At 72.6% G+C, this 19,951-nt stretch carries 18 protein-coding genes and 1 rRNA gene; 4 read left to right on the forward strand and 15 right to left on the reverse strand.

The annotated features are described in order from the left end of the window. Window positions 1-5 precede the first annotated feature (5 nt). The 4 genes from ACIRR8_RS24510 to ACIRR8_RS24525 form a co-directional block, all read right to left on the reverse strand. Window positions 6-950, reverse strand: coding sequence for an ABC transporter permease (locus ACIRR8_RS24510; protein ID WP_404068511.1), 945 nt, complete (start codon window positions 948-950; stop codon window positions 6-8). Between the two features lies 1 nt (window position 951). Further along, entirely contained in the window at window positions 952-2,556 is a 1,605-nt protein-coding gene (locus tag ACIRR8_RS24515) for an ABC transporter substrate-binding protein (RefSeq protein WP_404068513.1), read from the reverse strand. A gap of 293 nt (window positions 2,557-2,849) precedes the next feature. Then, complete coding sequence (locus ACIRR8_RS24520; RefSeq protein ID WP_319349079.1) at window positions 2,850-2,921, reverse strand: putative leader peptide; 72 nt, start codon at window positions 2,919-2,921, stop codon at window positions 2,850-2,852. 100 nt (window positions 2,922-3,021) lie between these two features. Then, a complete protein-coding gene (locus tag ACIRR8_RS24525; protein WP_404068516.1) occupies window positions 3,022-4,272 on the reverse strand; it encodes an ROK family protein in 1,251 nt (416 codons plus the stop codon). Between the two features lie 516 nt (window positions 4,273-4,788). On the opposite strand from ACIRR8_RS24525, the gene ACIRR8_RS24530 reads away from it, so the two are divergent. Together ACIRR8_RS24530 and ACIRR8_RS24535 are read left to right on the forward strand one after the other, a co-directional pair. Then, window positions 4,789-5,727, forward strand: coding sequence for a TauD/TfdA dioxygenase family protein (locus ACIRR8_RS24530; protein ID WP_404068518.1), 939 nt, complete (start codon window positions 4,789-4,791; stop codon window positions 5,725-5,727). Between the two features lie 119 nt (window positions 5,728-5,846). Beyond that, window positions 5,847-7,472 (forward strand): PucR family transcriptional regulator, encoded by a 1,626-nt coding sequence (locus tag ACIRR8_RS24535; protein ID WP_404068521.1) that lies wholly within the window; start codon window positions 5,847-5,849, stop codon window positions 7,470-7,472. On the opposite strand, the gene ACIRR8_RS24540 is transcribed toward ACIRR8_RS24535, so the two are convergent. The 6 genes from ACIRR8_RS24540 to ACIRR8_RS24565 all read right to left on the reverse strand — a co-directional run bounded on the left by ACIRR8_RS24540 (window position 7,469) and on the right by ACIRR8_RS24565 (window position 13,561). Then, complete coding sequence (locus ACIRR8_RS24540) at window positions 7,469-8,560, reverse strand: glycosyltransferase family 4 protein (RefSeq protein WP_404068523.1); 1,092 nt, start codon at window positions 8,558-8,560, stop codon at window positions 7,469-7,471. The genes ACIRR8_RS24535 and ACIRR8_RS24540 overlap by 4 nt on opposite strands. Window positions 8,561-8,778: 218 nt before the next feature. Next, on the reverse strand, window positions 8,779-9,561 hold the full coding sequence (locus ACIRR8_RS24545; RefSeq protein ID WP_404068525.1) for a hypothetical protein: 783 nt from the start codon (window positions 9,559-9,561) through the stop codon (window positions 8,779-8,781). Between the two features lie 65 nt (window positions 9,562-9,626). Further along, window positions 9,627-11,372, reverse strand: coding sequence for a DNA repair protein RecN (gene recN / locus ACIRR8_RS24550; protein ID WP_404068527.1), 1,746 nt, complete (start codon window positions 11,370-11,372; stop codon window positions 9,627-9,629). Between the two features lie 95 nt (window positions 11,373-11,467). Then, a complete protein-coding gene (locus tag ACIRR8_RS24555; protein ID WP_404068530.1) occupies window positions 11,468-12,373 on the reverse strand; it encodes an NAD kinase in 906 nt (301 codons plus the stop codon). Next, window positions 12,370-13,185, reverse strand: coding sequence for a TlyA family RNA methyltransferase (locus tag ACIRR8_RS24560; RefSeq protein ID WP_404068532.1), 816 nt, complete (start codon window positions 13,183-13,185; stop codon window positions 12,370-12,372). The genes ACIRR8_RS24555 and ACIRR8_RS24560 overlap by 4 nt, the downstream gene beginning before the upstream one ends. 7 nt (window positions 13,186-13,192) lie before the next feature. Continuing rightward, on the reverse strand, window positions 13,193-13,561 hold the full coding sequence (locus ACIRR8_RS24565; RefSeq protein ID WP_404068535.1) for a hypothetical protein: 369 nt from the start codon (window positions 13,559-13,561) through the stop codon (window positions 13,193-13,195). A 42-nt stretch (window positions 13,562-13,603) separates the two neighbouring features. Here ACIRR8_RS24565 and ACIRR8_RS24570 point away from each other — a divergent pair, with 42 nt between their 5' ends. Then, a complete protein-coding gene (locus tag ACIRR8_RS24570; protein ID WP_404068538.1) occupies window positions 13,604-13,951 on the forward strand; it encodes an SCP2 sterol-binding domain-containing protein in 348 nt (115 codons plus the stop codon). A 127-nt stretch (window positions 13,952-14,078) separates the two neighbouring features. On the opposite strand, the gene ACIRR8_RS24575 is transcribed toward ACIRR8_RS24570, so the two are convergent. Both ACIRR8_RS24575 and ACIRR8_RS24580 read right to left on the reverse strand, forming a co-directional pair. Further along, complete coding sequence (locus ACIRR8_RS24575) at window positions 14,079-14,879, reverse strand: ABC transporter ATP-binding protein (protein WP_404068540.1); 801 nt, start codon at window positions 14,877-14,879, stop codon at window positions 14,079-14,081. Between the two features lie 115 nt (window positions 14,880-14,994). Continuing rightward, window positions 14,995-16,056, reverse strand: coding sequence for an HAD-IIA family hydrolase (locus ACIRR8_RS24580; protein ID WP_404068543.1), 1,062 nt, complete (start codon window positions 16,054-16,056; stop codon window positions 14,995-14,997). 70 nt (window positions 16,057-16,126) lie between these two features. On the opposite strand from ACIRR8_RS24580, the gene ACIRR8_RS24585 reads away from it, so the two are divergent. Beyond that, entirely contained in the window at window positions 16,127-17,404 is a 1,278-nt protein-coding gene (locus tag ACIRR8_RS24585; RefSeq protein WP_404068546.1) for a DUF1015 family protein, read from the forward strand. 73 nt (window positions 17,405-17,477) lie between these two features. On the opposite strand, the gene ACIRR8_RS24590 is transcribed toward ACIRR8_RS24585, so the two are convergent. The 3 genes from ACIRR8_RS24590 to rrf all read right to left on the reverse strand — a co-directional run bounded on the left by ACIRR8_RS24590 (window position 17,478) and on the right by rrf (window position 19,767). Then, the gene (locus ACIRR8_RS24590) at window positions 17,478-18,221 is read right to left on the reverse strand and encodes a tetratricopeptide repeat protein (protein ID WP_404068549.1); all 744 of its coding nucleotides are present in this window, start codon (window positions 18,219-18,221) and stop codon (window positions 17,478-17,480) included. Next, window positions 18,218-19,348, reverse strand: coding sequence for a hypothetical protein (locus ACIRR8_RS24595; RefSeq protein ID WP_404068551.1), 1,131 nt, complete (start codon window positions 19,346-19,348; stop codon window positions 18,218-18,220). Before ACIRR8_RS24595 ends, ACIRR8_RS24590 begins: the two co-directional genes overlap by 4 nt. Before the next feature lie 302 nt (window positions 19,349-19,650). Beyond that, a 5S ribosomal RNA gene (gene rrf, locus ACIRR8_RS24600) occupies window positions 19,651-19,767 on the reverse strand. Window positions 19,768-19,951: the final 184 nt, after the last annotated feature.

Consider the following 19,951-nt stretch of genomic DNA (forward strand, 5'->3'; position numbering starts at 1 on the left):
GGCGGTCACTCCCACCTGATCCGGGGGTCGAGCCAGGCGTAGACGAGGTCGGTGAGCAGCTGGACGACGACGAAGACGGCGACCAGGAGGAGCAGCAGGTCCTGGACGACCGGGTAGTCGCGCCGGCTGAGGCCCTGTTCGGCGAGCTGGCCGAGGCCAGGCCAGGCGAAGATCGCCTCGACGAGCACGGCCCCGCCGAGCAGGTGTCCGGTCTGCATGCCGAGCAGCGTGACGACGGGCGGGAGGGCGTTGGGCAGGGCATGCCGCCAGAGCAGCCGGCGCGGTGCGACCCCGGCGGCGGTGGCGGTACGGATGTAGTCCTCGGCCAGCGCGCGCTCGATGCCGTCCTTGAGGTAGCGGCCGAGGACGGCGGCGCTCGGGAGGGCCAGGCAGAGTGCGGGCAGCAGCAGGTACTGCGCGGCCAGGTCGGGTGCGCCGAAGAACGCCACGCGTCCGCCCGGCGGCAGCACGCCGAGGACGACCGCGAACAGCAGCACCAGCAGGACACCGCTGACGAACGGCGGCACGGCCAGTGCGGCGGTCGTCGTCACCCGGATCGCGCTGCGGACCCAGCCGCTGCGTGACGTGGCGCCGAGGATGCCGAAGGCGCTGCCGAGCACGATGACGAACAGCAGGGCGGCCGCGGTGAGTTCGGCGGTGGCGCCGAGCCCGTCGGCGATCAGACCGGAGACCTGGCCGCCGATCGCGTACGAGGGTCCGAGGTCGCCGGTGACCAGGGAGCCGATCCACTGCCCGTACTGGGAGTGCAACGGCGCTTCCAGGCCGAGCCGTTCACGGATCGCGGCGACGGTCGCCGCGTCCGCGTCGGGCCCGGCCAGCGAGGTCGCCGGGTCGCCGGGGACGAGCCGGAGGATGGAGAAGATGAGGAACGAGGCCCCGAGCAGGACGAGGAAGGCGGAGGGCAGCCGCCTCAGCAGGTAGCGGCCCATGTCACACCAGGTAGGCGTCGTCGAGGTTGAGATAGGAGAACTTGTTGAGCGCGACGCCGCGCAGGCGCTCGGAGTTGACCTGGACCTGGCCGCGGACGACGAGGTCGATGATGAACGCCTCGTCGAGCAGGATGCCGGAGATCTTCTCGTGCAGGGCGTTGGCCTCGGCGGCGCCCGTCTCCGGCTTCGTCCAGGCCTCCTGGACGACCTTCGTGTAGGCGGTGGAGCGGTACCTGGACGTGTTCTTCGCCTCGTTGAAGGGGTACGCGCTCACCGCGAGGGTGGAGGGCTGGACCTGGGCGAAGCCGTGGCCCATGGACCAGAGCGCCGGCATCTGCTGCGAGATCAGCTTCTTCTGCGCGGTGGCGCCGTCGGTGGGCTCCAGGGTGGTGGTGACGCCGATCTGCTTGAGGTCGTACTGGATGGACTCGGCGATCGCCGTCTCACCGGGCAACGCGATGTGCAGCAGCGGGAATTGGAGCTTGCTGTGTCCGGCGGACTTCAGCAGCTCGCGGGCTTTGCCGGGGTTGTGGGTGTAGTGGGTGCGGTGGGCCTCGCTGAAGGCGGGCGAGGACTTGGGCCACGGAGCGGCGGAGGCGAGGCCGTAACCGCCCAGGGTCTGCGCGAGGAGCCGGTCGCGGTCGATGGCCCAGGCGAGGGCCTGGCGGACGGTCTTGTCGTTCAGCGGGGCGATGGTGGTGTTGACGCCGAGGTAGATGGCGCCGGCACCGGTGTCGTAGTTGGTGATCTTCAGCTCGGGGTCGCTCTTGATGACGCTCAGGCTCTTGCCGGGTACGGCGAAGGAGAGCTGGGACTGGCCGGAGCGCAGGGACGAGATCAGCGCGTCGGCCTGCGGTATGACCCGCAGTTCGACGCCGTCGAGGTAGGGCCGGCCAGGCAGCCAGTAGCTGTCGTTGCGGGTCAGGCTCAGCCCGGAGCCGGGGCTCCACTCCTTCAGCCGGAACGGGCCGGTGCCGATGAGCTTCTTGCCGGTGACGGCGTCCTCGACGCTCTTCTCATCGGCGATGATCATGAACTCGAAGAGGTCGAACAGGTTGTTCACCGGATGTGCGAGCTTCAGCACCAGCTCGTGGTCGCCGCGCTTCTCGAACCCGTTGACGGTGGCGGCCGTACTACGCAACTGGGCTGCGCGGACCGGGTTCTGGAGGTTCTTCACCGCGAAGATCACGTCGTCGGCGGTGAAGGGCCGACCGTCGTGGAAGGTGACGTCGTCGCGCAGTCTCAGCGTGATGCTGCGTCCGTCCTTCGCGTACGTCCACGAGGTGGCGAGCTCCGGCTTGGGCGTGAGGCTGTCGTCGTACCGGGTCAGGGTGTTGTAGATGAGCCGCTGCTGGAGGGACTGGCCGCTCTGCGCGAAGAGCAGGCCCGGGACGAAGTCGGCGTTGATGGCGAGGTGGAGGGTGCCACCGCGCCGGGGCTCGCCACCGGTCTCCCGCGGAGCGGACGAGCTCTCGGAGACCGCCGAGCGGCAGCCCGTCAGCCCCAGTCCGAGCAGCAGGGCGCTGCCGCCGCCGGCGAGCAGGGTGGAGCGCCGGGAGAGCCCCGCGGAAGGGGACGGGGACGGGGAGGAGAACAGCTCGGTCATCGAAGCCTGCCTGTGACAGTGAGGGACGGTGGGTGGAAGGAAGCGGGTGCGGGTGGCACCAATTGATTCCGCTGCGGGAGCAATTGAATGGAGGCGCGTCTACAGGTGTCACCGGCGGGCATGACGCGGTGGCGGTAGGGAGTCAGCGCGTACGGGTCCGGGGCGGACCGGCCGTATAGGGCCGCCCACCGGCGTACGGGAGGAAGGGGCGCTCAGCGCGCCGGATCAGCGCAGGACCGGGGCCTGGGAACGGCTCCGCGGAGGGGAGCCCGTCGGACGAGGAGGGGTCCGGGTCAGCCGTGGACGGCACAGACCGCGCTGGCCTGTCGACAGAGGTCGACGTGCCTGCGGGAGATGAGGCGCATGTCCGGGTTCACGGGAGCAATATGACAGTGGCTTCGCCGGACGGTCAACCTGGTCTGTCCGGATCTTGGTACGAATTCACCTCCTGCCCCATACGCGCGGCTACCGCTGAGAGGTCGCCAAAGGGCTTCTGAACAGGGGATTCAGCGCGATCGTGCCCCCGGCGACCGGCAGCACGGCCATTCCGGCATGCGGACCGACGATGCGTTCGGGGTCTCCGCAGACATGCGAGAGATCGACGGCGGCGCCCCTGATCTCCTCCAGGTACTCCGGGTTGAGGAGGCTGGAGTGCTCGGTGACCACGACCAGGTCCGGGTTGAGGACGTCCAGCAGCAGCGCGGTCGCCCGGCCGACCGCGCGGGCGCGCTCGCGCAGCAGCCGGTCCGCCCGCCGGTCCCCGGCCGCCGCCGCGTCCACCAGCAGGAACACATCGGCGTCGGGCACGATCCCGCGCCGCACGGCGGTCCGGGCGACCGCCGTGTTGGAGGCCGTCGCCTCCAGGCAGCCGGTCCGCCCGCACGGGCAGGTGACCGTGGAGTCCGGTACGGGCAGGTGGGCCACGTCCCCGGCGCCGGAGCCCGGCCCCTGGTGGACGACTCCGGCGATACCGAGGGCCGCGTCGACCACGTTGCCGATGAAGAGGTGGACCAGGCTGCGGCGTGCGGCGGGCCGGCCGAAGAGGATCTCGGACTGGGCGATGGCGCGGGCGTGGTTGTCGATGCGTACGTCGATCCCGCCGAGGCCCCGGGAGAGTTCGGCGGCGAGCGGCCGCTGGTGCCAGCCGAGGGTGTCGTGCCGCACCGCCGTCCCGAGTGCGGGATCCACCCAGCCGCCGAGCGCGGCGCCGACCCCGAGGAGGCGGTGGTCACCGGTGGTGTCGGCGAGGAAGTCCCGCAGCCCGGCGACGACTTGGCGCGAGAGGTCTCCGGCGGCGATCCCGTCGTGCGGGAAGGTCCGGCGGGCCAGCAGCCGGCCGCGCAGGTCCAGCAGGCCGAACGTCGACCCGGGAACCCCGATGTGCACGCCGCCCGCCACCGGCCCGTCGCTCTCGCCGGTGTGCAGGTCGACCGGGATCTGGGGTCTGCCGACGCCGCTGCTCTCCACCCGTTCGGGCAGCTCACGGACGAGTCCGAGGCGGACGAGGTCGACGCACTGGCGCGATACGGCGGCGGGGCTGAGGCCGGAGAGCTGGGCGATCGACCTGCGGGCGACGGGCCCGTGGTCCAGCACCGCGCGCAGCACCGTCGCGGCGTTGGCCTCGCGCCGGCCGTCACCGGTCGCGCGGGGCAGCCGGTCGGCGGGGCGGACGGAGAGGGCGGTGGTCGTCCGAGGGAGCTGGGGGGCGGCGGTCATGGGGCCTTCCTTCGGTCCTGCGCCACGGGGGGCACGGGGGCACTCGCAACATTACGGCGGCGTGAAATCGCGCCGACTCCCGCACCCGGTGGCCGGACGGGGTAGCAGAGCCGTCCGGGATCGCCGGTGAAACCGCTGCTCAGAGGCGGTTTGACGGAGCATCCCCGGACAGCGGCCGGGCCGTGCGCGGGCGCCGATTCAACCACCGTCGGGCACCTGCCGGGGCACGGGCGGGTGCTTGACGTACGCGGAGGAGCGCTGGAATTCTCCGGACCATGTTCGCGACGGCCGTTTCCGACGCGCGGCCCGCCCACGCCGGCCGCACCGCCACAGCGCCCGGGTGTCCCGGCCGCTGTACCGCCGCCTGACCGGCCGCTTCTCCGGCCGCATCGCGCTTCCTCCTCCCCCAGGCCTCCGCTTCACCCCTGGTTCTCCAGTGGGGGCCTCTCCTCGTCCAAATTAATTTCGCTCCAAGATTAATCAATGGATGGTCTTGGAACCCGAAAGGAACCCGCCATGTCCTCCGCGACCACCACCTCCGCCCTCACCGTCCAGAAGATCGGCGGCCGCCTCGGCGCCGTCATCTCCGGCGTCCGCCTCGGCGGCGACCTCTCCCCCGAGAGCGTCGCGCAGATCCGCGCCGCGCTTCTCGCCAACAAGGTCGTCCTCTTCCGCGGCCAGGACCACCTGGACGAGGAGAGCCACGAGGCGTTCGGCAAGCTGCTCGGCACGCCGGTCGCCCACCCCACCGTGCCGTCCGCCGACGGCCGTTACTCCCTCGGCATCGACTCCGACCACGGGGGCCGCGCCAACCAGTGGCACACCGACGTCACCTTCGTCCCCGCCTACCCGGCCTTCTCCATCCTGCGCGCCGTGACCATCCCGCCGTACGGCGGCAACACGCTGTGGGCCAACACCGCCACCGCGTACGACGGGCTCCCCGAGCCGCTCCGCGTTCTGGCCGACTCGCTGCGCGCGGTCCACTCCAACGACTACGACTACGCGGCGTTGCGCCCGCAGGCCCTGCCCGAGGCGCTGAAGCAGTACAAGGAGGTGTTCACCTCGACGAAATTCCTCACCGAGCACCCGGTGGTACGCGTCCACCCCGAAACCGGTGAGCGCACCCTGCTGCTCGGCAACTTCGTGCAGCGCATCGCGGGCCTCACGGGCCGCGACTCCCGTACGCTCCTGGACCTCTTCCAGTCGCACATCGAGCGCCCGGAGAACACCGTGCGCTGGCAGTGGCAGGTGGGCGACGTGGCGATCTGGGACAACCGCGCCACCCAGCACTACGGGGTCGACGACTCCGACGCCCACGAGCGCAAGCTCCGCCGCGTCACCATCGACGGCGACGTGCCGGTGGGCGTCGACGGCCGCTCCTCCACGCTGATCTCGCCGGAAGAGGTCCCGGACCCGTCCTTCGGCATCGCGTCCGGAGCCTCCACGACCGCCTGACCTCGCGGTCCCCACGCCTCCCCTGCCATGCGCATCCCGGGCCCCGGGCGGTAGCGTCCTGAACAGGACGACCGCCCGGGGTTCGGGCGGCGGGAACAAGGGGAAAGCGGGCCGGGTACGTGGAGAGCCACAGCGGAATCACCGTGCAGCGGGCACTGGAGCTGCCGGGGCTGCGTGCGGGGCTCCCGGAGGTGGTGGCCGGCGCGGACCGGCTGAGCCGCACGGTGCGCTGGGTGCACGCGGGCGAGGTGCCGAACATCGCCTCGCTCCTCAAGGGCGGCGAACTGCTCCTCACCACCGGCCTCGGCCTCGGCACCCGTCCCGCCGAGCAGCGGGCCTTCGTCCGCCGCCTGGCCGACCGGGGCATCGCCGCCCTGGTGGTGGAGCTGGGCCCGCGCTTCAGCAGGCTGCCCGCCTCCATCGTGGACGCGGCCCGCACGGCCGGTCTGCCACTGGTGCAGCTCCACCGCGAGGTGCCGTTCGTCGCGGTGACCGAGGAGGTGCACACCGAGATCGTCAACGGGCACTACGCCCTGCTCCAGCAGGCGGAGGAGGTGCACCGGCGCGCCACCCGGGCGCTGCTCGACGGGGGCGGGGTACCGCAGGTGCTCGGCATCCTCGCCGACTTCACCGCCAACCCGGTCTTCCTGGAGACGCCCGACGGGCAACTCCTGTACGCGGCGTCCACGGGCACGGGTCCGGTGGGCGCGGACCCGCTCCAGGTCTGGGAGGGCATGCGCGGGGACCGGGCGGCCCGGGAGTCGCCGCCGACCGGTGCGCTGCTGGTGGACGTGCCGGGCGGCGGTCCGGACACCGGCGCCGTACGGGCCCGCCTGGTGCTGCTCGCCGTCGCGGGACCCCTCGCCACCGTCCACCGGATGGCGGCCGAGCGGGCGGCGGGGCTCCTCGCGGTGGTCCTGATGCAGGCCCGGCAGGAGGAGGAGCTGGCGGCCCGGGGCCGGGGCGACTTCCTCACCGACCTCGCGGAGGGCCGGATCACCCCGGAGGACGCTCCGGCCCAGGCGCGGGTGCTCGGCTTCCGGCCCGGGGACACCCCGCTCCTCCCGGTCGTGATGCGCCTGGCGCCCGAGCTGTCCCCGTCGGGCAACTGGGCGCTGCTGGCCCGCGCGGTGCTGGAGGAGCTGGCCTCGGTCGGCGTACCGGTGCTGCTCGGCGTCCGGCCGGTGGAGGGGCGGGTTCCGCTGCTGCTCGGGCTGCGGTCGGAGGGCGAGCGGACGGCGGTCGCGGACCGGGTGGCGGCGGCGCTGCGGGCGGGCGTGGCCCGGGCCGGCCTCGACCGGGCCGGTTCGCAGCCGCCGGTGGTCGTGGTCGGCGTCGCCGGAAGCTGGGCCGGGGCGGGGGCCGGGCTGCGGCACGCGTCGGAGACGGCCACGGCGGCGCAGGGGCTGGACGACCGGCCCTGGTACGACGCCCGGCGCCTCGACATCGACCTGCTGCTGTGGCGGCTGCGGGACCACCCGGACCTCGCGGCGTTCGTGAACCGGGCGATCGGTCCGCTGCGCGAGCACGACCGCACCTCGCGCCCGCCGCTGCTGCCGACGCTCCAGGCGTATCTGGCGCACGCCGGCCGCAAGGCCGAGACCGCGCGCGAACTGCATCTGAACCGCCAGACGCTCTACAACCGGCTGGCCAGGATCGGCGAACTGCTCGGCACGGACCTGGACGACCCGCAGACGGTGCTGGCCCTCAGCCTGGCGCTGCGGGCCCGCCGCCACACGAACTAGGAACGTGAAGGCAGCGGCTGCGCCAGCTCGTCGTACACGCTGAGCACATGGGCGATCGTGTCGTCCTCGATGGGCCAGCCCGCCGCCTGCTCCCGCCCGGCCTCGGCCAGCCGCGCGCACCGCTCCGGATCGCCCAACAGCCCCGCGACCGCTCCTGCCAGCGCCTCGGCGTTCCCGAACGGCACCAACTCAGCGGCCTCACCCACCAGTTCGTGCACACCGCCGACGTCGGTAGCCACCAGGGGCACACCCAGTCGCAACGCCTCCTGCGCCAGCAGTGAGCGGCCCTCCCACCGGCTGGGCAGCACGGCCAGGTCGGCGGCGGCGATCAGCTCGCCGACGTCCTCCCGGCATCCGATCAGCCGTACGGGCAACTCCTCGTCCCGAATGCGTTGTTGCAGCGCCTCCCGCTCGCGCCCCTCCCCTGCGATGACCAGCAGAGGTACGGGGTCGAGTCCGCGCCAGGCGCGGGCCGCGTCCAGCAAGGTGTCGAAGCCGTGGTGCGGGACGAGGCTGCCGACGGCCATCAGCAACGGCCGCTCGACCGCACCGAGTTCGGCCCGCGCCTTGCCGTCGTGCAGAACACCGGCCGAACGCGGTACGGGGACGGCCACCGGGGCGAGCCGCGCGTCCCGGGCGCCTCGGACCCGCGCCCGGTCCACCAGGTCGGAGGAAGGAGCGAGGACAACGGCCGCCGCCCGTACGGCTCTTCGCTCCAGCAGGTGCAGGATCTGGCGGCGGGCACCCTCGGCGTACCGGCGGGTGTGCCAGGTCAGCACCAGCGGCACGGTCCGGCCGCTCAGCGCGAAGGCGGTACGGGAGGCGGCGTGCAGGCCATGGGCGTGGACCACGTCGGCGCCCACGCAGGCGGCGCGGAGAGCGGCGACGGCGGCCGGGTCGCTGCGGCGGGGCACCGGCAGGAAGCGTGCGCCGGTCGCCGTGAAGTCGTAGGCCCGGCCTACGGCGGACGGGGCGCAGACGGTGACCTGCACCCCGCGCGCCACCAGCCCCGCGGCGAGAGAACTGACGTGCGCGCTGCTGCCCGCACTGCCGCCGCCCAGGACTTGGACCGTACGCAGCTGTGACACGTTGATTGGCTCCCGGGGTCCCCGAGTCGGTGGTCGGTGGTGAGAGGTCAGTGGTCGGTGACCGGAGGTCAGTGGTGAGTACAGCGCCAAGGATGCCAGTCCGTACGCGCGTTCCGGGACCGGCGGAACGTTGCTGCTGACCACGCGGCGACAACCGGCCACACCTCACCACCCTCACGAGTGAACCCGGAGGCACGAAGTTGCCGCCACCGGCACGCTCAAGCCATCGCCGCACGCCCTGCCCGACCCCTCAGCGCTCCCGAGGCGCGTCGGGCGAGCCCGCTGACCCGCTCCCCGTTCGCCGCGGCCGCCACCAGCCCGGCGGCCAGGACGACACGCCCCGTACGACCTCCGTGACGTCCACCGAGCCCGGCCGCGGCCAGCCCCAGCGCCGCCCCGAGCCCATGGGCTCCGGTGTCCCCGAGCATGGTGCGTTCGCCCAGGTCGGCCGGGGCGAGCACGGCCGCCGCCGCAGCTCCCGGCATCCCGGCCGCCGCTCCCAGCAACACCACGGAAGCGACCGCCACCCCCGGCCCCACATCCACCAGGTTCACCAGATGGGCGGTCCCGGCGATCACCACCCCGCTCAGCACCCCGTCCACCGCCCGCTCCTCGGTCAGCAGCCCGGCCAGCACCCCCGCCGCCCCGATCCCGAAGAGCTTCACGGCCCCGCTGGTCACCTCGCCGCCGCGCAGCGCCCCGAGATGTGCCCGGAAACCCCGGCGCGGGTCATCGGCGGCCACCAGGTCGTCGTACGCCCCGCAGCCCCCGGCAACCAGCACCGCCAGCACTCCGGCCGCCCGCTCCCTGACCGGCCCCGGAGCGACGGCGATCCCGGCGGCTCCACCGAGGACGGCCGCCGGCCCGGCGTACAAGGTGACGGTCCGGCCGGCGTGGTTGGTCCGCAGCCACGCGGCGTCCGTACGACGACTGAGCGCCGCGTACGCGCCCGCGCCGACGAGACCTGCGACGACGACGGCCCTGCCCACGTTCGTAGCCATGGAGGAAGCCTAGGCATGCGGACGGGGCCGGGCGGGGAGACCCCCGCCCGGCCCCGTCCGCCTCGTCATCCGTCCTTGCGCGCCGTCGCCAGCAGCTCCTCCGCATGGGCGCGGGCCGTCTCGGAGTCCTCCTGGCCCGCCAGCATCCGGGACAGCTCCTTGACCCGGTCCTCGCCCTCCAGGACCGTGACCCCGCTCCGGGTCACCGAACCGTCCACGGTCTTCTCGACCAGCAACTGCCGGTCGGCGAAGGCCGCCACCTGCGGGAGGTGCGTCACCACCACGACCTGCGCGGACCGGGCGAGCTTGGCCAGGCGCCGCCCGACCTCGACCGCCGCCTTGCCGCCGACGCCCGCGTCGACCTCGTCGAAGAGGTACGTCGGCACCGGGTCGGAGCCCGCGAAGACGACCTCCACCGCGAGCATCACCCGGGACAGCTCACCGCCCGACGCGCCCTTGGCGATCGGCCGGGGCTGGGCGCCGGGGTGCGGAGCGAGCAGCAGTTCGACCTCGTCCGCGCCCGAAGGGCCGTAGACGACGCTCCGTCCGCCGATGTCGATTCCGGAGGCCTCGTCGGCCGCCTCGGTCTGCCGGACGGCGAAGGAGACCCGGGCGTGCGGCATGGCGAGCGAGGCCAGTTCCCCGGTCACCGCCTCGGCGAACCGGGCGGCGGCCTCCGTACGGGCGTCGGTCAACGCCTGACCGAGGGCGGACAGTTCGGCCCGCAGCGCGTCGCGCTCCGCCGTCAGCTCGCCGATCCGCTCGTCGTCGCCCTCCAGCTCGGTGAGCCGGCCCGCGCCTTCCTGCGCCCAGGCGAGCACGGCCGCGATGTCCTCGCCGTACTTGCGGGTCAGGGTGGTGAGCGCGGCCCGGCGCTCCTCCACGGCGGCCAGCCGCAGCGGATCGGCGTCGAGCTGGTCGGCGTACCCGGCCAGCTCACCGGAGACGTCGGCAAGCAGGATGGAGATCTCGCCCACCCGGTCCGCCAGCGCGGCCAGCGCCGGGTCATGGGCCCGGACCCCGTCCAGCGCCTGCCCGGCGGCGGCGACCACGGTCGTGGCGTCGACGCTCTCCGGGTCCTCCGGGTTGCCCGCCAGCGCGGTGTGCGCGAGGGCGGCGGCGGAGGCGAGGGCCTCCGCGTGCCCGAGACGCTCCGCCTCGGCGGCCAGCTCGGTGTCCTCACCCGGCAACGGCTCGACGGCGGCGACCTCGTTCAGCCCGAAGCGCAGCAGATCCGCCTCCTGGGCCCGCTCCCGGGCCCGGGTGGTCAGCTCGTCGAGCTCAGTGGCGACGGCGCGCAGCCGCCGGTAGGCCGCCGCGTACTTCGCGTGCGGGACCTCCACGCCGTCCCCGGCGTACCGGTCCAGCGCACCCCGCTGCCGCGCGGGCTTGAGCAGCCCCTGCTGGTCGGTCTGGCCGTGCACGGCGACCAGCTCGTCCGCCAGCTCGGTCAGCACCCCCACCGGCACGGATCTGCCGCCGAGGTGGGCACGTGAGCGTCCTTCCGCCGAAACGGTACGGCTGATGAGCAGCGCACCGTCGTCGAGCTCCGCCCCGGCCTCCTCGGCCCGCAGCGCCGCCGCGTCGCCGTCGGACACCGTGATCCTGCCCTCGACGACCGCGGCCTTGGCCCCGACCCGTACGAGAGCGGGGTCCGCGCGCCCGCCGAGCAGCAGCCCGAGGCTCGTGACGACCATGGTCTTGCCCGCGCCGGTCTCACCCGTCACCGCGGTGAAACCGGGTGACAGCTCCACCACCGCGTCGTCGATGACTCCGAGCGACCGTATCCGCATCTCCTCCAACACGGACATGACCTTACGAGGTTCCGAGGCGGACGCGCGACGGCCCCCGCTCCCGGATTCACTCTCCCGGGGTTCGCGGAGGCCGTGGAACACCGTCCGAGCCGTCAGTGCGGCGCGCCCCGCCACCCCGACACCGGCAGCGCGAACTTCGCCACCAGCCGGTCCGTGAACGAGGCCTGGTGCAGCCGCGCCAGCCGTACGGGCACGGCACCGCGCCGCACCTCGACCCGCGCGCCGGCCGGCAGCTCCACGGTCCGCCGCCCGTCGCACCAGAGCACCCCGTGCGGCGTGTGCGGCTGGACCTCCACGGCGAGGACCGAGGTCGGAGAGGTCACCAGAGGCTTGGCGAACAGGGCGTGGGCGCTGATCGGGACCATCAGCAGCGCCTCCACCTCCGGCCAGACGACCGGCCCGCCCGCCGAGAAGGCGTACGCCGTCGAACCGGTCGGCGTCGCGCAGACGATCCCGTCGCAGCCGAACCCGGTGACCGGACGCCCGTCGATCTCCAGGACCACTTCGAGCATCCGCTCGGGCGACACCTTCTGTACGGCCGCCTCGTTCAGCGCCCAGTCGGTGTGGACGACGTCCCCCTTCGCGTGCACGAGGACGTCGATCGTCATGCGCTCCTCGACCTCGTAGTCGCGGGTGACGACCCGCGAGACCACCTTGTCGAGGTCGTCGCGCTCGGCCTCCGCGAGGAAGCCGACGCGCCCGAGGTTGACGCCGAGCATCGGTACGCCGGAGGCGCGGGAGAACTCGGCGCCGCGCAGCAGCGTCCCGTCACCGCCGAGGACGATCAGCAGCTCGCAGCCGTCCACCGCCGCCGGTGAGGTGTCGGTGACCGTCTCCACGGCCTCCGGGAGCGGCAGATCGGCCGCCTCGGTGGCCAGGACCCGTACGCCGAGCCCGTTGCGCAGCAGCCCCTGGACGACGAGCTCCGCGCTGCGGATCGCGGCCGGGCGGCCGGTGTGCGCCAAAAGAAAGACTGTTCGTGCCGCATTCGTCGTCAACGAGGCCCCTCCGCCACTGCACGGTCGACATCCGCGGGATCCAGCTCAGGTGCGCCGGCCCGCAGCCACAGAAAGTACTCGACGTTCCCCGACGGTCCCGGCAGCGGACTGGCCGTCACCCCGCGTACGCCGAGCCCCAGCCCCCAGGCCCGGCGCGCCACTTCCCGTACGGCCTCGGCGCGCAGCTCCGCACTCCGCACCACGCCGCCGCTGCCGAGCCGCTCCTTGCCGACCTCGAACTGCGGCTTGACCATGAGGACCAGGTCCGCGTCGGGCGCGGCGCAGCGAGCCAGAGCGGGCAGGACGAGACCGAGCGGAATGAAGGACAGATCCCCGACCACCAGGTCGACCGCCTCCCCGTCGATGGCCTCCAACGTCAACTCCCGCACGTTGGTACGGTCCTTGACGACGACCCGTTCATCCGACTGCAGCGACCAGGCCAGCTGTCCGTACCCCACGTCCACGGCGACGACCTGCCGGGCCCCGGACCGCAGCAGGACATCGGTGAACCCGCCGGTCGAGGCGCCGGCGTCCAGCGCCCGCCGCCCTTCGACGGCCAGACCGAGCGGCACGAAGGCGGCGAGCGCCCCGGCCAGCTTGTGGCCGCCGCGCGAGACGTATTCGGGGTCGTCCTCGTCCTTGGTGACGACGATCGCGGCGGCGGTCTCGACCTGGGTGGCGGGTTTGGTCGCGGTGGTCCGTCCGACGGTGACCCGCCCCGCGGCGATCAGCTGGCTCGCGTGCTCGCGCGAGCGGGCGAGCTTGCGGCGTACCAGCTCGGCGTCGAGGCGGCGACGTGCCACTCCTGCCACGTTCGGTTCAGCTCCTGTGGTCGTGCGTGTTGTCGTACGCGGGTGTGGGGCCGGGCCTGGGCGGCCCGGGTGCGGGGGCCGGACGGGCGTCCCCGGCCGGACGGGCGTCCAGCGAGGTCAGCGCATCCCTGAGCCCACGGTGTACATCCTCGTACACCTCGGTGTGCCCGTCCGCCGGGAGGTGGTCCGCGTCCGCCAGCCGCTCCAGGACGGCGTCGACCTCGGCCCGGCCGGTGGGGGTGCGGTCCACCCCGAGGGGTGCGGGCTCGGCGGGCTCGAAGGAGGGCGCGCCGTCCGTCGGCCCCTGCCCCGGTGTCTCCGGCTCCCCGGGCGCGCCCACGGGCGGCACCTGCGCCTCCGGCATCCAGTCGCTCATGCCGAAACGCTACCGCGACGGGCCGGTGTACCGTCGAGCACGATGGCGACCATGGCGGAGTGCCGCAGCGCACTGAGAAGACTTTCCGACAACCTGGCGACGGCCGACGGCTACGTACGCGGCGCGGCCGCGCTCGACCGCTCGCTGAGCTGTCACATCAAGGACCTCGACATCACGTTCACCGGCCGGCTGGCCGATGGCCGGATCCAGGTCCAGGACACCACCGAGGGCCCGCCCCGCGAGAAGGCGGAGATCCGGCTCGCGATGACGAGCGACGACCTGGTGGCCCTGGTCGACGGCGACCTGAACTTCGCGAAGGCGTGGGCCGCGGGCCGCGTACGCCTGGAGGCGGGCTTCAGGGACCTGTTGAAGCTGAGATCACTGCTGTAGCGCGCACGATCAAGCCCGAGCGCGATCAAGCCCGAGCGCGATCAAGTCCGGGCAGATCAGAGCCGGGCAGATCAGGCCCGTCCGGCGATCGAGGACAAGGCGCCCACCCGGGGCGCCCCGCGCCCCCTCAGGCAGCCACCTTCCGCGCCTTCCGAGCGGCCGGCACCACCAGCGGCGTCCCGGTCTCAGGATCATCGATCACCTGACACCGCATCCCGAACACCCGCTCCACCAACGCCGCGTCGACCACATCGGACGGCGCCCCCTCGGCGACGATCTCCCCGTCCCGCATCGCGATGAGATGCGTGGCGTACCGCGCGGCGTGGTTCAGATCATGGAGTACGGCGACGAGCGTCCGCCCCTGCGTCTCGTGCAGCTCAGCACAGAGGTCGAGGACATCGATCTGGTGCTGGATGTCGAGGTACGTCGTCGGCTCATCCAGCAGCAGCAGCGGCGTCTGCTGGGCCAGGGCCATGGCGATCCAGACCCGCTGCCGCTGACCGCCGGAGAGCTCGTCGACGTACCGCTCGGCCAGAGCGGCGACTCCGGTCGACTCCATGGATTCCTGGACCACCCGCTCGTCCTCCGGCGACCACTGCCGCAGCAGCCCCTGGTGAGGGTAGCGGCCACGGGCGACGAGGTCGGCGACGGTGATGCCGTCGGGGGCGATGGAGGACTGCGGCAGCAGCCCCAGCGTGCGGGCGACCTTCTTCGCGGGCAGCTGGTGGATGACCTGCCCGTCCAGCAGCACCTGCCCGCGGCTCGGCTTCAGCATCCGGGCGAGCGAGCGCAACAGGGTCGATTTGCCGCAGGCGTTGGGCCCGACGATCACCGTGAAGGAGTGGTCGGGTATCTCCACCGAGAGATCCTCGGCGATGACCCGCTGGTCATAGCCGAGGGTCACCGATTCTGCGGTGAGGCGCTGCATGGTCGTACTCCCGGAGTCGGAGGGTGTCCGGTGGATCGGAGCCGGACGGACCTCCGACCAGCACGAAGTTAGGTTAGCCTACCTTCACACCACCGCCCCGGCTCCGGGCGGCCCGCTACAGCCCGAGCGCCGAGACGGCCTTCTCCGCGTCCAGCCCGAACGACCCGTCCCTCGCGAAGGTCCACGCCGCACCGCAGAGCGCCCGCAGCCCGTCCAGCGGATCCCCTTCGCCGTCCAGGACCAGCTCCTCCCCGTCCCGTACGACCGCGCTCCACCCGCCGCACCGGAACACCTCGCCCGCGTCACCCTCCACCGTCACCTCGGGCTGCCCGGTCAGCAGCCCCCGCAGGTCCCGGTCCACATACGTCGGCCGGTGGTACGGCTCCGCGGCCAGCAGCTGCGCCGCGTCCGTCACCCCGGTCAACACCAGCAGCGAGTCCACGCCTCCGTTGAACGCGCCCTCGATGTCCGTGTCCAGCCGGTCCCCGACGACGAGCGGCCGCTTCGCCCCGGTCCGCAGCACGGTCTCGCGGTGCATCGGCGGCAACGGCTTGCCCGCCACATGCGGTTCGGCGCCGGTGGCGATCCGTACGACCTCCACGGCGGCACCGTTGCCGGGTGCGATACCCCGGGCGCCCGGGATGGTCAGGTCGGTGTTGGACGCGTACCACGGCAGCCCGCGCGCCACGGCGTAACTCGCCTCCGCGAACCGCCCCCACGCCAGATCCGGCCCGCCGTACCCCTGCACCACGGCCACCGGATCGTCGTCCGCCGACTCCACCGGCACCAGCCCGCGCTCCCGCAGCGCGACCCGCAGCCCCTCGCCGCCGACGACCAGCACCCGGGACCCTGCGGGCAGCTGGTCGGCCATGAGCCGGGCCACCGCCTGGGCCGAGGTGATCACATCGGCGGCCTCGGCGGGCACGCCCAGCTCGGTCAGGTGCTCGGCCACCGCGTCCGGTGTGCGCAGGGCGTTGTTGGTGACGTACGCGAGGTGCATCCCGCCGTCCCGCGCGGTACGCAGCGACTCGACGGCGTGGACGATCGCCTCGCCACCCGCGTACACCACGCCGTCCAGGTCGAGGAGAGCCGTGTCGTACGCCTCGCTCAGCGCCGTTCCGCTCCCTGCGGGCCGATGCCGATCCCGGTCGTGCTGCTGGCTCTGGCTGTGGCTCATTTGGCTCTGCTCCTCAATCCGTCTCTCCCTCGATCATCGCGTATGCCTCGTGCACACATACGATGCCCGAATGAATACTTCAGGCCCCGACGAGCAGGGACTGCGGCTTATCCCGTTCCGCGGACTGCGTTACGTCCCCGACCGGGTCGGCAGCCTGGCCGCGGTGACCTCGCCGCCGTACGACGTGGTCGTCCGGCCCGACGGTCTGCACCACCTGGAATCGGCGGACCCGCACAACATCGTGCGCCTCATCCTGCCGCAGGCCGACACCGCCGAGGACCGGCACCGGCAAGCGGCGGAGACACTGGGGAAGTGGCTGGCCGACGGCGTGATCGCACCGGATCCGGAGCCCGCGCTGTACGTCTACGAGCAGCGCAACGAACAGATCCTCCAGCGCGGCCTGATCGGCGCCCTGGCCCTCTCGCCCGCCGCCGACGGGATCGTGCTGCCGCACGAGGACGTCATGGACGACATCGTCGCGGACCGCGCAGAGCTGATGCGCACCATGCAGGCCCACCTGGAGCCGCTGCTGCTGACCTACCGCAGCGACGAGGGCCGGGAGGGCGCCGCGGCGGTCATCGAGCGCACGGCCGAGCGGCCTCCGCTGCTGGCCACCACCACGGAGGACGGGTTCCACCACCGCCTCTGGGCCGTCACGGACCCGGCCGAGCGCATCGAGATCCAGACGGATCTCGCCCGCCACCAGGCCCTGATCGCCGACGGCCACCACCGCTGGGCCACCTACCTCCGGCTCCAGCGGGAACAGAACGTCCCGGGCCCCTGGGACTTCGGCCTCGTCCTCCTCGTCGACACGGCCCACCACCCGCTCCAGGTCCGCGCGATCCACCGTCTCCTGCGCGGCCTGCCGGTGTCCCGGGCGCTCGAAGGGCTCTCGGGCCTCTTCCGCGTCCGTACGGTGGAGGGCCCGCTCCCCCGCGCGCTCGACGCCCTCGCCGGCGCGGCTGTGGAGGGCAACGCGTTCCTGCTCACCGGCGACGGCGGCTTCCACCTGGTGGACCGGCCCGACCCGGCCCTGCTGGCCCGCACGATCCGGACGGACCGGCCCGAGGCGTGGCGCACGCTGGACGCGACGGTCCTCCACTCGGCGCTGCTCGACGAGGTCTGGCGGATCCCTGACGCTCCCGAGCACATCGGCTACATCCACGACACCGGGGCCGCCGTCGAACAGGCCGAACGCCTGGGTGCCACGGCGGTGCTGATGCATCCGGTACGCGAAGAGGTCGTCCGGGACCTGGCCAGGCAGGGCGTCACCATGCCCCGTAAGTCGACATCCTTCGGCCCGAAGCCGGCGACAGGCCTGGTCATGCGCAGCCTGACCATCGACTGAGAAGGCTGCCGGACAGGCGAAAGGGGCGGGATCCTTCAGGATCCCGCCCCTTTCGTGTGCCGGCTGTCAGCGACTAGGCGTTGTCGGCCCCGCCACCACGACGGTCGGTGCCGGTGTCGGCGTCCCGCTCATCGGCCTCGTCGTCCTCGACATCCGCGTCGTCCTCGACGGACTGCACGACCTCGACGGCCTCGTCGTCGCCGAGGGCGTCGACGAACTCCACTCCGTCCAGCTCGGCCAGCCGGTCCGACGCGTCGGTCGAGCCGTCCTTGTCGGCCTCCAGGGCCTTGCCGAACCACTCGCGGGCCTCGTCCTCGCGCCCGGCCTCCAGCAGCGCGTCCGCGTATGCGTAACGCAGCCGCGGCGTCCATGGCTGGATGGAGTTGGAGGCCAGCTCGGGGCTCTGGAGCGTGACGATGGCGGCGTCGATCTGCCCCATGTCCCGACGGGCACCGGCGGCCACCAGCCGCATCTCGACCTGGCCGGCCTTGTCCAGCTTCTGCACCTCGGGCTCACCGGCCATCGCCATCGCCCGCTCGGGCCGGCCGAGACCGCGCTCGCAGTCCGCCATGACGGGCCACAGCTCCACGGACCCGGTCATCCGCCGGGACGCCCGGAACTCGGCGAGCGCCTCCGCGTACTTCTGCGTCGCGTAGGCCGCGAACCCGGCCGCCTCGCGCACGGCGGCGACGCGCGAAGCCAGACGCAGGGCGATACGGGAGTACGCGTACGCCTCCTCCGGGTCCTCGTCGATCAGCCGGGCCACCATGACGAGGTTGCGTGCGACATCCTCGGCCAGGGTCTTCGGCAGGCTCATGAGCTCCTGGCGTACATCCTTGTCGATCTCGTCACCGGTGACGTCGTCGGGGATGGGCAGCCGCTTGATCGGCTCACGGTCCCTGTCCCGGTCACGGTCGTCACGGCCACGGAACCCGCCACGGTCGTCACGCTGCCCGCCGCGGTATCCACCACGGTCCCCGCCACGATCGCGGTCGTCCCGGCGGAAGCCGCCACCGGAGCCGCCGCCCCGGTTGTCATCGCGCCGGAAGCCGCCGCCGCTGGGCCGGTCGTCGTCGCGACGGGGCCCACGCGGCCGGTCATCGCGCCGGTCGAACCCACCACCGCTGGGACGACCACCACGGCTGTCGTCCCGCTGCTGACCACCGCGGTAACCACCACGGTCATCATCACGACGAGGCCCACGATCCCGGTCCCGGTCGTCCCGGCGGAAGCCGCCACCGGAGCCGCCGGCCCGATTGTCATCGCGCCGGAAGCCGCCGCCGCTGGGCCGGTCGTCGTCGCGACGGGGCCCACGCGGCCGATCGTCACGGCGGTCGAACCCACGACCGCTGGGACGACCACCACGGTCATCGTCCCGACGGAAGCCACCACCGCCACGGTTGTCATCACGGCGGAACCCACCACCGGAGCCACCACCCCGGCTGTCGTCACGACGGAACCCACCACCGGAGCCACCGCCCCGGCTGTCGTCACGCCGGAAGCCGCCGCCGCTGGGCCGGTCGTCGTCGCGACGGGGCCCACGCGGCCGGTCATCGCGCCGGTCGAACCCACCACCGCTAGGACGACCACCACGGTCATCGTCCCGACGGAAGCCACCACCGCCACGGTTGTCATCGCGCCAGAATCCGGTACCGGCCTTTCCACTACGGTCATCACGGGGGAAGCCGCCGCCGCTGGGCCGGTCGTCGTCGCGACGGGGCCCACGCCGCCGATCGTCACGGCGGTCGAACCCACCACCGCTGGGACGACCACCACGGTCATCGTCCCGACGGAAGCCGCCACCGCCACGGTTGTCGTCACGACGGAACCCACCGCCCGAGCCACCACCACGGGTGTCGTCACGACGGAAGCCGCCACCGGAGCCACCACCACGGTTGTCATCCCTGCGCGGCCCACGATCACGGTCACGGTCGTCACGGCCACGGAAGCCGCCACCTGTCGGCCGGCTGTCGTCGCGGCGCGGGCCGCGGTCGTTGTCGCGGCGAGGCGCTGCGGAGCCGGACCGGTCGTCACGACCACCGCGGAAACCGCCCCGGTCACCACCGTCCCGGCGACGCGGCTCGCGCTCCGGACGATCGTCGGGAGAGTTGGTGGACATGGGTGTGACTCCTGTCTTCGGGTACCACAGACATTCTCGCGCAGCCGACCGTCCGACGCGCTTCGACAAAAACAAAAGGACCCCTGGTCCCAGCGTGAACGCTGGGACCAGGGGTCCTTGAAAGATTGTTCGGCGGCGTCCTACTCTCCCACAGGGTCCCCCCTGCAGTACCATCGGCGCTGAAAGGCTTAGCTTCCGGGTTCGGAATGTAACCGGGCGTTTCCCTAACGCAATGACCACCGAAACCCTATCGGGTTCTAGCGAACAAGCACACTCTTCAATTAAGTAGTGAAACTGTTCAACCGGTGCGATAACTGTTCGCAACCCGGGAACAACACAGTGGACGCGAGCAACTGAGGACAAGCCCTCGGCCTATTAGTACCAGTCAGCTCCACCCCTTACAGGGCTTCCACATCTGGCCTATCAAC

It is taken from the genome of Streptomyces sp. NPDC101178 (genome assembly GCF_044767965.1).
GTDB lineage: Bacteria > Actinomycetota > Actinomycetes > Streptomycetales > Streptomycetaceae > Streptomyces.